This is a genomic window from Nitrobacter sp. Nb-311A, assembly GCF_000152905.1.
Lineage (GTDB): Bacteria > Pseudomonadota > Alphaproteobacteria > Rhizobiales > Xanthobacteraceae > Nitrobacter.
In genome coordinates, this window is the sequence record NZ_AAMY01000051.1 from 1 (window position 1) to 12948 (window position 12948).

The 12948-nt window shown below is 60.6% G+C and carries 13 protein-coding genes and 2 pseudogenes; 6 read left to right on the forward strand and 9 right to left on the reverse strand.

Translation table 11 applies throughout. From position 1 onward, the window contains the following. From istA to NB311A_RS08795, 6 genes are all read right to left on the reverse strand, one after another. Window positions 1–838, reverse strand: an 838-nt coding sequence (gene istA, locus NB311A_RS08770; protein WP_009798163.1) for an IS21 family transposase, incomplete at its 3' end; no start/stop codon positions are given. Window positions 839–894: 56 nt separating this feature from the next. Beyond that, entirely contained in the window at window positions 895–1728 is an 834-nt protein-coding gene (locus NB311A_RS08775; RefSeq protein WP_131522899.1) for a hypothetical protein, read from the reverse strand. Between the two features lie 195 nt (window positions 1729–1923). Next, the gene (locus tag NB311A_RS08780; protein ID WP_009798165.1) at window positions 1924–2730 is read right to left on the reverse strand and encodes an NYN domain-containing protein; all 807 of its coding nucleotides are present in this window, start codon (window positions 2728–2730) and stop codon (window positions 1924–1926) included. 384 nt (window positions 2731–3114) lie between these two features. Then, complete coding sequence (locus NB311A_RS08785; RefSeq protein ID WP_009798166.1) at window positions 3115–3477, reverse strand: PRC-barrel domain-containing protein; 363 nt, start codon at window positions 3475–3477, stop codon at window positions 3115–3117. A gap of 208 nt (window positions 3478–3685) precedes the next feature. Then, window positions 3686–3985: a hypothetical protein gene (locus NB311A_RS08790; protein ID WP_040674578.1), complete on the reverse strand. Its 300-nt coding sequence runs from the start codon at window positions 3983–3985 to the stop codon at window positions 3686–3688. Window positions 3986–4784: 799 nt separating this feature from the next. After that, on the reverse strand, window positions 4785–5321 hold the full coding sequence (locus NB311A_RS08795; protein ID WP_009798168.1) for a DUF488 family protein: 537 nt from the start codon (window positions 5319–5321) through the stop codon (window positions 4785–4787). A gap of 387 nt (window positions 5322–5708) precedes the next feature. On the opposite strand from NB311A_RS08795, the gene NB311A_RS08800 reads away from it, so the two are divergent. Then, window positions 5709–6680, forward strand: coding sequence for a hypothetical protein (locus NB311A_RS08800; RefSeq protein WP_040674575.1), 972 nt, complete (start codon window positions 5709–5711; stop codon window positions 6678–6680). Between the two features lie 366 nt (window positions 6681–7046). Here the strand turns inward: NB311A_RS08800 and NB311A_RS08805 are convergent, their stop codons facing one another. Then, window positions 7047–7562 (reverse strand): hypothetical protein, encoded by a 516-nt coding sequence (locus NB311A_RS08805; protein WP_009798170.1) that lies wholly within the window; start codon window positions 7560–7562, stop codon window positions 7047–7049. A gap of 768 nt (window positions 7563–8330) precedes the next feature. Between NB311A_RS08805 and NB311A_RS08810 the strand changes: the two genes are divergently transcribed. The 5 genes from NB311A_RS08810 to NB311A_RS08830 all read left to right on the forward strand — a co-directional run bounded on the left by NB311A_RS08810 (window position 8331) and on the right by NB311A_RS08830 (window position 11238). Next, complete coding sequence (locus tag NB311A_RS08810) at window positions 8331–9215, forward strand: phage integrase N-terminal domain-containing protein (protein ID WP_040674581.1); 885 nt, start codon at window positions 8331–8333, stop codon at window positions 9213–9215. After that, a complete protein-coding gene (locus NB311A_RS08815) occupies window positions 9212–9520 on the forward strand; it encodes a hypothetical protein (protein ID WP_009798172.1) in 309 nt (102 codons plus the stop codon). The genes NB311A_RS08810 and NB311A_RS08815 overlap by 4 nt, the downstream gene beginning before the upstream one ends. A 205-nt stretch (window positions 9521–9725) precedes the next feature. Then, entirely contained in the window at window positions 9726–10373 is a 648-nt protein-coding gene (parA, locus tag NB311A_RS08820) for a ParA family partition ATPase (protein ID WP_009798173.1), read from the forward strand. Further along, on the forward strand, window positions 10370–10627 hold the full coding sequence (locus NB311A_RS08825) for a plasmid partition protein ParG (protein ID WP_009798174.1): 258 nt from the start codon (window positions 10370–10372) through the stop codon (window positions 10625–10627). Before parA ends, NB311A_RS08825 begins: the two co-directional genes overlap by 4 nt. 89 nt (window positions 10628–10716) lie before the next feature. Continuing rightward, window positions 10717–11238 carry a replication initiator protein A gene (locus NB311A_RS08830; RefSeq protein WP_116394745.1) on the forward strand — a complete coding sequence of 174 codons (522 nt, stop codon included), beginning with the start codon at window positions 10717–10719 and terminating at the stop codon, window positions 11236–11238. Window positions 11239–11358: 120 nt separating this feature from the next. On the opposite strand, the pseudogene istB reads toward NB311A_RS08830, so the two are convergent. Next, window positions 11359–12080: pseudogene (gene istB, locus NB311A_RS08835) on the reverse strand (IS21-like element helper ATPase IstB); the annotation flags it as partial. Beyond that, window positions 12080–12948, reverse strand: a pseudogene (locus NB311A_RS08840) (IS21 family transposase); the annotation flags it as partial. The pseudogenes NB311A_RS08840 and istB, both read right to left, overlap by 1 nt.

The following is a 12948-nucleotide window of genomic DNA, read 5'->3' on the forward strand; positions in this document are numbered from 1 at the left end:
TGGCGTAGGCGATGCACTTATCCAGAAGCCACGCGTTCAACTCGTCCAGGGTTTTGAACCGCAGCCGTGGCGTGAAGAACCGTTCCCGGACCAGCCCGACCTGGTTCTCGACCTGACCCTTCTCCCAGCCCGACGCCGGCGTGCAGGCGACCGGATCGATCAGATAGTGGCTGCACATCTGCAGGAAGCGGCGATTGTAGCGGCGATCCTTGCCGACGAAGATCGTCTCTACCGCCGTCTTCATGTTGTCGTAGATGCCGCGGCTGCAGGTACCCTTGAACAGTGCGAACGCCCGGTCGTGGGCGTCGAATACCATCTCCTGCGTCTCCCGCGGATAGGCCCGCACGAACAGCATGCGGCTGTGGCACAGCCGGACATGAGCGACCTTCACGATCGCCGTCACGCCGTTGAGGAGAACGATCTCATGGCTCCAGTCGAACTGGTAGGCTTCGCCCGCCGCAAAGCTCAACGGAACATAGGCCGCCGCGGTCGATTGCCCGCGCTCCTTGCTCCAACGCCTGGCGTAACGCCGTACGGCATCGTAGCCGCCGTCATAGCCGCGTCCGCGCAACTCTTCGAAGATCCGGATCAGCGTCAGCTGTTCGCGAGCCGATTTGGCCGCGTTCGCCGCCAGCAGTTCATCAAGCTCCGCCGCCCAACGCCCGAGTTTGGGGCGCGGCTGGATCGAACGCTCATACTCGAACAAGGTCTTGCCCGACCTCAGCACCTTCCGGACCGTGTTCCGCGACACCTTCAGGTCACGGGCGATCTCCTTGATCGTCTTGCCCTTGATGAAGTGTTCGCGCCGTATCCGCGCAATCGTCTCCACGATCAGCATCCCCGACCACCTGCTTCATGACAAAGCAGGCAGCGCAACAGCCAACCTGTAGGGGGTCAATTTTGGACGCCGATCCCCCGGCTTACGGGGTCAATTTTGCATGCCGAATGACACGCATTATCGTAGGACATAATGCCGGTCCATTGTGCCGAAGCAGTAGCGTTGCTGCCTATTCGCATAAACAGGCCGAGTCCAGAGCTAGTGGCATCTAAAGTAGTAAAACCTCCAAGCGAATAGGCAGCTGTCGTTGCCTTGGGTATGCTCGATTGTACAGTGAAACGATAGAGAGGTGCTGCCGTCCCAATCCCCACGTTGCTGCCGCTGACTGTCATCACCAGCCCGCTGCCGGTCGCCATCTGGATAGTGCCGCCATTGGCGCTGCTGGTGGACACGCTGGCCGTTCCCGAAATGATGTAATTGCCACCGCCACCCGCCAGCGCCGTGATGATCTGTGAAGAGTAGCCAGTTCTCGTCACGCTGATGTTCGTGCTGCTCACGAGAGCCGCCTGCAACGTCGGAAGATAGCTGAGGCCACTATTGAAGTATCCCCAGTTCGTTCCCGCCGTCGTCAGGCTGATATAGCCGGTGCTGGAAATCGCCAGCATCGAGAGCGTGCCGCTAACGATGCGGTCGCCGCTGGCGGAAAGGTTGATGAGCCCGCTACCATCACCCACGAAGCGCGTGGCGCTGACCGTGCCGCTGACAATCAGGTCGCCCGCCGTCGTCAGGCTCGGCGCATAGGTCGGGCAACCGATGTCGGTCGGCCGCAAGCCTTCGCCTACGCAGAGGCGGTTGGCGTGATTGCCCACGGTGGACGATATGTTCGCTATCAATCCCCAGTCCTGAGCGACGGCAATGCCGGCCAGCAAGGCCAACGGCAAGGCGAGCAAGACAGAGCGCATGCACCGACAATAGGCCTAAGCCGCTGAACTGTATCGCGCCGCGTCTACTTTGGCGTCACGTGTGTGGCTTGCCTAAGCCGATTCCAGCTTAGCCTGGGGGAGATTCTCGAACCGCTTTGGTTCCTGCGCTCGTCACCCTCGCTGGGATGGCCTGCTGCACAGCGCCGCCGTGCCGAGCAATGCCTACTCTTCCCAAGCCAAAGTACGGCCATCGATATTCTCGACCCTCAGTTTGCATATTTTCTTGAGCAACTGACTCAAGGATGGGTGCTCGATCCAACCGTCCGAGATGCCGGGAAATTGCTTATTCAACATATGAGCGAGAGTCGCCACGTTGGCCCGGTGCCCTTTTTCGGATTCGGCGAAATAGCGCTCTACCGCGTCCGCCACTTTATCCGGTGTGGCCTGACCGCTTGGGACACCGGTTGAAACGGGCGTCTTCGTCTCTTCGTCCTTCTGCTCCAGGATCTCCAGCATTGATCTTTCATCGATAATGGAGTCACACGCCGCGCGGTAAGCCATTGAGGTCTGCATCGCGGCGTAAACCACCGTCGTTTTCATGTGTTTGCGCAACCGGATAACGAGCGGAGTGTAATCCGCGTCCGCTGCCATGAGCACATATTCATCGACATGAGGGTAGTGAGAAACAGAATCGAGAACGTCCATGACGATGTGCGTGTCAGCGCTGGTCTTCCCCTGATTGGTGAGCGGGGGTGTATCGATAACCTCCCAGCCATCACGAACGAATGACTGACGGAAATTCGAAAATGGCTCGCTGTTCCCAACCCGCCCGACAGGGTTCATGTAGCAGCGTCGAATTACAAAGTTATGTGAGGTTTCATCGTTCTCAGACCCCTGCATACCCTGGAAGGCGCCAAGCCATCTTGCCGGGTCTGTAGCGAACTCCCTTGCCGCCTCTTTAGACTGTTTGAAGAGAGAGCTGAATACATTATCAAAATCGAGGAAAATACCAGAAACGTATTTGGGCACGCCGCACTCCAAAAATGGGGAGTTGTTGGAATACGTGTACTATCTCAGAAGTTCCAGCTGAACAAAAGCTCTCCTGCAGCCGGCGATCTTTGGCCCTTTGCTATTGCCCCGTCAGTCGCTTGAACAGGGCCATGGCCAGCCTCTTGCCCGCGCCAGGCGCGCGCTCAAGCCCCCTGCCCTTGTGGTGCCGAGGCGAACACCGGGAGCCTCAGGCAGGGCTTGAACGCCAGCGGCCTGCGCGGGCTATCGCGCGACGATATCGAGTTGAGCGCCCTGATATCCACCGTTCGACATACGAGGACACCGCGATATTATAGAAGGTGAGAGTGACAGTGGGTCAGCAAAACCCGCCGGGATGTCCCGGCGGGTACCAATGATCAGTGCTTAGCCCGGATGCACCACGAACTCGTTATTGCGGGGGTGGAGCGTGGCATAGCGAGCGTTCAGGTCAAAGATCGTCTCCACGCCGTGCTTCGGGCGGCCTTTCAACCGGTTCTCACTGATGTCGGAGCTGTACGCTCCCCGATCAGCATCGTATCTCAGCACCTTCCAGGGCACCATGTAGTGAGCGTCGCCGAGGCCAAGGAATCCGCCGATGCCCAGTACGGCGTAGGCCGTCTTTCCCTTCTTCTCGTCAACCAACACGTGCTTGATCGAACCGATCTTCGCCCCCTTGGCTCCATAGACAGCCTTTCCAGACAGTTTCCTACTAGGGCGCAGATGCGAGGTTTTTCTTTTCACAGCCATAGCTTCTCCTTTCCTGGTTAAAACGACGCGCGCACGGAAGGCGTCCCGCCGAATTGCGGTTCGCGACGCGAGTCAGGGCTCGGGACAGATTTGAGCGACGCTGGCGTGACCCCGCCGCCGATGAGTGCCCCGCTATCTCTAGCGGGGCTGGGCGACAGTCAGTACATCCGTGATCTGCCGCACCGGTTGGTGAAAGGTGATATACGCTTTACGGAACCCGATCATCCGCGACCAATCCACCTTCGCACTCGAAGCGCGCGATTTCTGCGGCCTCAAGGTTGTTGAATTTCAAGCGTACGCCATAACCCGACCCGTTTTCGGGGATGAAAACCGCTCCGAGTTTTTCCAGCGTGTCTTGTATTGCCCGGATTTCGGTGCGCTTCAGCGGCCCGGAGACATTCTCGAACCGCTCGATGGCGTCCACGCTGACTTCCGAGCGTCTCGCCAGCATCGGCCTTGAAATCTCAACGAGCGCGCGAGCAGCACGGCACTGTGAACCCGTAATCACGATCAATCTCCTGCTGAATCATTTGCGGCTTTCGCGCAGCGTCGGACGTAAAGGTTCTCGAAGGCCATCTGGATCGTAGAGCCAAATGAAGGCCGCCCAAGCCAAAAGCACACCACCGGTACTTATCAGCATCATCTGCACACCTCGCGCAATCTTGCGCCGCGCTGGCACTGATAGGTGCTAGCGTAGCGGGTTACGTTTCTGGAAACGGGAGGGTCTGCTCTGTGCCTTCGCAAGCGAAGGAGCGGTCACGTCAAACTCGGAAATCTTTTATCGCTGGAGCATGACTTCAATGTAGGGACAGAACCGCCGAATTCAACGGAATGCGACAAAGTGTGCAGGTGGCAAAGACGCTTCTGGACTGGCGGCTTCACACCCGCTGACGACGGCCCGAACCCGCGGTAAACTTAGGACTTCACAATAGGGAATGGACCATGCCGATTGACCATCTCAGGCGGGCTAGGGCGGCGTGGCCGCTCCTTGTCGGTCGGGCCGTCAACGGCAGGCCGCCATGCACCTATCGGGAAATTTGCGATGAAATCGGCGTGCATTGGCGAAGCGCGCCCTATTTTCTGTGCATCATCCGGAGATATTGCAAGGCGCGCGAGCTACCGCCGTTGCAGGTGCTGGTAGTGAATGCAGCGACCCGCTTGCCCGGACAGGGGTGCTCAGGAACGCCTCGAACCGTTCGTGACCACCAGGCCGCATTGCAAGCGATCTATGCCTACAAATGGCCGAGTGCTGTGCCCTTCTAGGATGCTGGCAGCCTAACGCCAGCTGATCTGTTTTCATTTGGCGGTCATGATGTCGCCGGGTAGGTCACCGTTCCGTTTTTCTGGACACGCGCGCCTGCGGTCAGTTTTGCCGCCTCAACTTTATCCTTGCCCATCAGATGAAAGACGCTCTCGCCCCGCGCAATGAGGTTGTCCGCAACGAGCCGACGGTGGCAACGCCACCACACCGCCTCGGAGCACATCATCGCGCATCGCTGTTCGCGGCCCAATGCGATGAGCCGGTCAAGACCGCTGCTGAATGAGGACGACAGCGCATAATCCGCATAGTTATGAAAACTGCGGTTCTCCCAGAAACCGTTGATGTCTGGCTCGATCGCCTTCGCTTTACCGCGCAAGCCCCCCAATTCAGCGATATGTTCATAGCCGATCTGAAACTCAGCCAAGGCTTTGGGTAAGCTGTCGGTGTTGAACTGCGGGTTTGTCCGCGACATCGGCACTGAACGGATGTCCGCGACCATCGTCACGCTGCCCGTCCGCAGCAGATCAACGAAAGCCTCGATTGCCCGGGTGGAATGGCCGATTGAGTAGAACGGAAGCGCCATTCCTTATTCTGCGCCGTTTTTGTGGGCGCGTCACCTTGACTGGCATGTGACCGGCAAGGCCAGACAACGCGACTGCCCAGCACCACGCCACCCCCTGTTGTTGTAAAGACTTGGCCCTGCCGGATTCCGGCTTTAGGGCCATGGCCAGCCCCTTGCCCGCACCAGGCGCGCGCTCAAGCCCCCTGCCCTCGCGGTGCCGAGGCGAACACCTGGAGCCGCAGGCAGGGCTTGAACGTAAGCGGCCTGCGCGGGCTATTGCGTGAGGGATTGTGACCCGGATGGGCGGAGATAGCGAAGCAGACATCTTGAACTATGAGCATGGGCAGTTATGGCATAAGGCGCACGACATCGTGCTGCTCGTGCTGGTCTTGGAGCGGAGGGCGGCGAATGCTATACAAAAGGATCATAGAAGGCGGCACAATCAACGAGCGGAGGGGCAAGCCAACCCCTCAATTCGCCCTTCCATCGACAGTAAACTGGATGCGGGCATTAAGCCTACTGATCGCGGACAAAGGGGTAAATTTCACCGCCGCCAAGAGCTTCTATGCTTCCCAAGGTAAAAGAAGCATGGACGCTTGGGTAGAAAATACGATTCTCGAACAGCTCTTCCTCGGCCTTCATCATCTATCCGCGCTGGAGAAAATGAAGGATGCTAAAACCTCCGCTGATGTCGCTAGGGTAGGCATTCTCGCGTGGTATTACGGCGTCGCAAATGCCGCCAGCGCCATGACAGCAGCGCAGAACGGCTCATTTCAGGAAGATCACGCTGGCACCGCGAATATGTGGGATCGCGAAATCGCGGCCCGTGGCCTCGCGATGGAGCCGTTCAGTTGGCGAGTAAGCAGCCTTGTAAAGACAACCTTCTTGCCCGAAGTGAAAGCGTATCGCGGCGGCAGCGCAGGCACACTACTGTCGTCTCTGACTACGGCATCGGAAGCCTTGGGGGCCGCTGCAGAATACTTATCCGGTTCAGCTGCATGGTACGCATGGAAAACGGAAGAGGATGTTCGAAAATCTCCGGATTTCAAGAACCTGGGCGTTAACGATTTTCGTACGAAAGCCGCCCGCGTACTGAGAGATGAGCGCCTTTCTAGGCGCAGTACGGGGTTCGTCCATCAGGCGTCGCGATATCGCGGTAAGGCGAATTACCGCGAAGCACTGTTCCTTGCCTATGGCAAAAGCACAGAAACAATCCTCAAGGGCTTTGTCACCGAACAGGCCCTTGTGCTTCGCGCATTCTTAGCGATGGCCGGAGCATTCTCGTCAAGAAAACTTGGAAAAGTTCTCTGGGACGAATTCGTGACGGATGTGGACGCCAATCGAGCCTTTTCTACCAGTGCTGCTGGCGTGTGGAGCTAGACCAAGAAGATACTGAACCAGGTGATCGGGCGCGCTTACGGATGCGTGCGCTTGTACGCCTCGAACTCGGCGCGCAGATTATAGCCCCACGCTCATTGTCCGCCGGTGATTCCATAGCGACAACCACACTGCTCAAAACGCGGTCACCCATGTTGTTGTAAAGACTCGGCCCGGCCGGATTCCGGCTTAGGGCTATGGCCAGCCTCTTACCCGCGCAGGCGCGCGATCAAGCCCTCTGCCCTTGTGTTGCCGAGGCGAACACCTGCAGCCGCAGGCAGGGCTTGAACGTAAGCGGCCTGCGCGGGCTATTGCGTGAGGGATTGTCACCCGGATGGGCGGAGATAGCGCAGCAGCTCCGAACGCAGTTTAAAGCCCGTCCTGTGAAGGCAACGCAACAGCTCGAACGAACGCCGAATAGAACGGCTCATCCATCGACACCAGCAACGCGCGCTCGATGGGCATGCACAACGTCAGCACCTTGCCGCGCCGCACCGCTGGCACGTCGTCAAACTGGTCGAGGCGTATCCAATAGCCGGGGCGCTCGCCGCCCTCGGGATTGAGGCAGGCAAAATAGACGGTGCAGTGAAACAGCCGGGCGAAGTTGCGCAGCTTCCGCACCTCGCCCAGGTCGAATATCAGCCCCTCGGGATAGATGGTTTTCGCCTTCACGTCGAAAGCCACCATGCCGACGCCGGGGATCCCCACGATGTAATCGGGGCGTTTGATTTGCCCGCGCAACGGCTCTGGCACGGTCAGGGGTGATTGTTCGACATAGATGTGCGGCAGCACCGCCGCGTCGAGCCATTGGCGGAACGCCAGCTCGGCCGCCTCGCCCTTGGCGGCGTCGGCGGGCGCAATCGGCTGGCGTGGTCGTCGTGGCATGCTGACAGATGCGGGGCGACGATAGCACGCGCTGACAGCGAGGTGCCGGGGCGTCCCCGGCCGCGTGGCGGCGTGGAGGCGTGCACAACGGCCTCCACTGGCTGCTGGGTGGCGTGAGCCCTAAGCGGCCATGGGATGGGTGCGGGAAGGCTCCCCTGCCCGCTGCTGGCGCACGCCAGCTACAGCGCGGAAAGCGCCCTCACTACGAGCGGAGCGCAGGTAGTGAGGGCGCGGGCCAAGGATTGTCCCGCTGCATCATTGAAACCGAGGCAGTTCAACATGCGCGCGGATTTTGCAGCGATGCAGGACTACAACGTCATCTGTCAGGCGCGAGTGGCGGCGAGTGCCAGAAGTGTCTGCAATGGGTCGCAATGCCCATTGCCGGGAACGCCCCGCGTCATCGGACGCCGATGGCGAAAGACGCGAAATCCCCGGCCGTAAGGCCACTACCGCTTGAAGGAGCAAATCATGATGAGAGTACCTAAGCGAGCTGGGCGCAACCCAGCGACAGCGCCGCGCGTGCACCCCCTCGGGCAATGCCGGCGACGCAACCGATAGAGGTAAGTAATGACTAAGGAATCGCCACGACTCGGCTACGCATCGAGCAGATTGGAAGGACTGCCAGCGAACCCGGTAGCGAACCGATTACAGACTGGAAGCGAGGCAGCGCGGCGTAGCTCGCCGCACTGAAACGGCCTCTCCGCCTGTCGGCGGGCTGCACTTCCCAAGGGATTTGCGGCGGTCATAAACACTAACGAAAGAACGATGATGGACGCGCTGGCCTACGATCTGAAAACCATTGCCCTGGGCAATGGCGAAGGGTCGTATCTGACGCGGTCGCAACGGCACCGGGGCTTGCAGCTGATGGCGCGCGAATTGAGCGCGCTGGGCTTCAGGCTCCCGGCCGCGTCGTCGCTCAAGCCGCGCCACGTCGAGGCGCTAGTGCAACACTGGAAGGCCGCGCGGTTGTCGGCGGGCACGCTGAAAAACCGTATGGGCTGGCTGCGCTGGTGGGCGGCCAAGGTGCGCAGGGCGAACGTGGTGCCGCGCCAGAATGATTCCCTTGGCATCGAAAACCGCCGCTCGTTCCAGGGCAACCGTGCGCATGTCACGCATGGCGAAAAAATGCAGGCCCTCCCCGAGCGGATGCAGCTGGCGCTGCGCCTGCAAATGGCGTTCGGGCTGCGCCTGGAGGAAAGTTTGAAATTTCGGGCCAGCCAGGCCGACAAGGGCGATGCCATCGCCCTGCAAGCCAGCTGGTGCAAGGGTGGCCGTGCCCGGACTGTCGCCATCACGCACCCGCGCCAGCGCGCGCTGCTGGATGAGGTGAAGGCCTATTGCGGCACGGGCTCGCTGGTGCCGGAGGGCACGCGCTATATCGACTATCGCCGCGACGTCGAGGCCGCGACCTGGGGCGTCGGCATTCGCAACATGCACGGGCACCGGCACTGGTATGCGCAGTGGCGTTACGCCACGCTGACGGGACACCCCTGCCCTGCGGCGGGCGGCGCCACCTATGAGCGCATGACGCGTGCCGGGCGCGCGGCCGATTACCGCGCCCGGATGGCGATTTCGGCCGAGCTGGGCCACGGCCGCTTGCCGGTGACAGATACCTATCTGGGGAGCCGCTTTGCGGCGAAGGGGGCCAAATGAAATCGCCCTTAGCGGCCCTGCTGCCAGAGTTGCAGCGGGCCACCCAGGACGGCCGCGAGCAGGTCGCGCGCGAGCACCTGGCTCCCGCCCGCATCCGCGAGCTTGTCCATGAGGCCGCGCTTAAGGGTCACTGCGAGCTGCGTGTCGCCCTGCCCAACGGCATAGAGGTGCGGGACACGGACGCGTGCGAAGATTTCCTGACCTGGGTGAAGCGGGAAGGACTGGAGGTCGAATGGCAGAGCCGAACCTGCATTACGGACGATGGCCGCTCAGTGCCGATGGTCGAGCCTGTAATCTCCTGGTGAGATGATGCTGCTGTCATTACCATCTCAGCAATCTGCCGGAGCGAGGTCGAAATGACCGCCCCGCCTGGAATTGCGTCACCGTAAAATCGCAAAACATTCCTGCTGCCATCCAGCCACAGGATTGATGACAGATTGGGCAGCCCGCGTGCCAGTTACAGATTCCCGTGCAATCGTAATTGCGACAAATCGCAAAGGCACAAATACGATGATCATTGGCGTTCTCAATCAAAAAGGCGGCGTGGGCAAAACCACCATCGCCATCAACCTGGCTGCCGTCTACGCCCGCAGCGGGCAGCGCGTGCTGTTTGTCGATGCCGACCCGCAGGGCAGCGCGCTGGCGTGGTCGGCGGCACGCGTGGCCGAGCCGTTGTTTTCAGTCGTCGGCATGGCCAAACCAACGCTTCACAAAGAATTGCCGCACATGGCGAGCGACTACGACATTGTGGTTATCGACGGCGCGCCGCGCGTCAGCGAGCTGGCGCGGTCGGCTATCCTGGCCAGTGACCTGGTGATTATCCCGGTTCAGCCGTCGCCATACGACGTGTGGGCGGCGGCCGAGACGGTGCGCCTGGTCGAGGAAGCCCGGCAAATCAAGGAAACCTTGAAAAGCGTGTTTGTGGTAAATCGCAAAATCGTAAATACGGCACTGGCCCGCGCGGTCTATGACGCACTGGGCAATTTCAACGGCTCTATTTCGGACGCCAGTCTCTGCCAGCGCGTAGCTTACGCCGAAAGCGCGATGCAGGGCCTTGCGGTGGTCGAAACCGCGCCGCGCAGCGAAGCGGCGCGCGAGATAACAACGCTGGCACAGTTTCTCACCAGCCAGATGACAACGAAAGCCCGTGCTGCATGAGTAAGAAACTCGCCTTTACGATGCCTTCCGGGACTGCGATAGGGGACAATGCCGACGCCTGGGTCGGAAAGGGCATCGAGCAACACCTGCAGCCCCGCGCCGAGGTGGCGCCGATCGAGCGCATGAAGCGCCTAACCATCGACGTGAGCGAAAGCCTGCATGCGCGCATCAAGGTCGATTGCGCCAGGCGCGGCGTTAAGATTGCCGACGAAGTCCGCGAAATGCTGGAAAAACATTTTCCCGCTTTGTCGTGAAATCGTAAAATCGCATTTGCGCCGAACGACTGCCCATTTGAGTGGCGCATCGCTCGTCGGTGAGGACCGGCAGCGGTAAAGTCCGCGTCATGCTGCCCCTCAAGCTCGATCTGATGCCCCGCGACGCATTCGCAGCGCTCAGCCTGCATGAGCGCAACGATTACCTCCAGCGACTCGCAGCCGAGTTTTCAGCAAAGACCAACCGCCCCGAAGAGCCGCTGGGCAAGGACGCACTGGCCCGGCTGCGGCGGTTCTACCTGCGGCGCAGCCTGGCCGACCTCGATCGCGGCAAAACCGACCTGAAGGTGGCCGACCCTGAACTGGCGCAACTGCTGCGCAACCTTGGCGAGACCATCAAGGAGAGCGAGCGCAAGGCTGATGTGGTCGGCATGCTGAAAGCAGAGCTGCCGGGCCCGCTGTTGCGTGTTGCGCCCACCGGAGATCATCAGCTCTCGCTGTTCGTACCGGCCATTTATGATGCACCCATTAAGGATGACGTGAACCTCATGGACGTGGCGCCGTTCAGTCTTTCACGCCATTCCCGTCACACCGCCATCCGATACGAGCTGAACGATTGCGTCGTCACAGTGTCAATCGGCTCGCAAATTTGACCCCGTATCGGCGTTCAATTTTGACCCCTTCGCGCGGCGTGGTTTGAGGGTAGCGCTCGACTCGTCGGAGCTGGCCGGGATTGCGGAGACGAGACGAGCGCGGGTGGCGTGATCGTCGTCGCGGCTTTTGAAGCGCCAGCTGTCGTTACCGGTTTCGACGATGTCGCAGTGGTGGGTCAACCGGTCGAGCAGCGCGGTGGTCATCTTGGCGTCGCCGAACACGCTGGGCCATTCGCCGAAGGCGAGATTGGTGGTGACGATGACGGAAGCACGCTCGTAGAGCCGGCTGACGAGATGGAACAGCAACTGGCCGCCGGATTGGGCAAAGGGCAGATATCCGAGTTCGTCGAGCACGATGAAGTCCATCCGGGTCAGATGTTCGGCAAGCCGGCCCTGACGTCCGTTACGGGTCTCGATCTCGAGGCGATTGACGAGGTCGACCACGTTGTAGAAGCGACCGCGGGCGCCGGATCGGATGCAGCTTCTGGCGATTGCGATGGCCAGGTGGGTTTTGCCTGTGCCGGTGCCGCCGACGAGCACGACGTTGCGCTGCTGGGCGATGAAGCCGCCGCCGGCGAGATCATTGACGAGCGTCTGATTGATCGGCGTGCCTTCGAACTGGAAGTCATCGAGATCCTTGGCCAATGGCAGCTTGGCGATGGTGAGCTGGTACTTGATCGACCGCGCCTGCTTCTCGTTGATCTCGGCGCTGAGCAGTCGCCGACGATGTGCTGAGGTTCGTGCTGGCGCTTGACGGCCGTCGCCATGATCTCGTCGAAGGCAGCCCTCATTCCGTAGAGTTTGAGCTCACCCATGAGGTCGAAGATTTGGGTTCGTTCCATCAGATGGTCCTCCGGAGGTTGTCGTAACGGGCGCAATCGGCGATCGGCGCATGGCGGAGCGTCAGTGCCGCCGGCGTCATAATGTTGGCCGGTGCAGCGGGTTCGCGTTGGCGAGCCAGGATGTTGAGAACGACGTCAGCGGAATGAACGCCATGAGCGATCGCCTCGGCGCAGGCGGCTTCGACCGCCGACAAACCGTCCGTCAGCACCGCATTGAGGATGTCGACCATCTGTCGATTGCCGTCGTCGGTGCTGGCGAGCCTGCGCCGGATCCGTTCGATCGCGGCCGGCAACACCCAGTCCTTGAAGGGTGCGCCGTTACGTAAGGCCCCGGGTTTGCGCGCGAGCACCGGCACGTAGTGCCAGGGATTGTAGGTCGTCTCGCCGCGTCCGAACGATCGCGGATGCTCCGCAACGATGCGCCCGTCCTGACGGATCACGATGCGATCGGCATAGGCTTGAACTTCGACCGGGCGCCCGACGGCGCTGGCAGCGACCGAGTATTTGTTGTTGTCGAAGCGCACCAGGCAGGTCTTCGAGACCGATGCCGGCACCGCGTGGAATCCGTCGAACCGGCCAGCATAGGGAACGAGCTTGGGCCGCTCGGCTTCGAACACCTCCCAGACCGTCTGTTCGGCCAGTTCTGGATGTCGGTGCGCCTTGGCGTAGGCGATGCACTTATCCAGAAGCCACGCGTTCAACTCGTCCAGGGTTTTGAACCGCAGCCGTGGCGTGAAGAACCGTTCCCGGACCAGCCCGACCTGGTTCTCGACCTGACCCTTCTCCCAGCCCGACGCCGGCGTGCAGGCGACCGGATCGATCAGATAGTGGCTGCACATCTGCAGGAAGCGGCGATTGTAGCGGCGAT

Bases quoted from the DNA above. Each gene is read 5' to 3' on its own strand.
- NB311A_RS08785 (WP_009798166.1), bottom strand. From the start codon at position 3,477: ATGGCTGTGAAAAGAAAAACCTCGCATCTGCGCCCTAGTAGGAAACTG.
- NB311A_RS08795 (WP_009798168.1), bottom strand. From the start codon at position 5,321: ATGGCGCTTCCGTTCTACTCAATCGGCCATTCCACCCGGGCAATCGAG.
- NB311A_RS08800 (WP_040674575.1), top strand. From the start codon at position 5,709: ATGCTATACAAAAGGATCATAGAAGGCGGCACAATCAACGAGCGGAGG.
- NB311A_RS08805 (WP_009798170.1), bottom strand. From the start codon at position 7,562: ATGCCACGACGACCACGCCAGCCGATTGCGCCCGCCGACGCCGCCAAG.
- NB311A_RS08810 (WP_040674581.1), top strand. From the start codon at position 8,331: ATGGACGCGCTGGCCTACGATCTGAAAACCATTGCCCTGGGCAATGGC.
- NB311A_RS08815 (WP_009798172.1), top strand. From the start codon at position 9,212: ATGAAATCGCCCTTAGCGGCCCTGCTGCCAGAGTTGCAGCGGGCCACC.
- parA (WP_009798173.1), top strand. From the start codon at position 9,726: ATGATCATTGGCGTTCTCAATCAAAAAGGCGGCGTGGGCAAAACCACC.
- NB311A_RS08825 (WP_009798174.1), top strand. From the start codon at position 10,370: ATGAGTAAGAAACTCGCCTTTACGATGCCTTCCGGGACTGCGATAGGG.
- NB311A_RS08830 (WP_116394745.1), top strand. From the start codon at position 10,717: ATGCTGCCCCTCAAGCTCGATCTGATGCCCCGCGACGCATTCGCAGCG.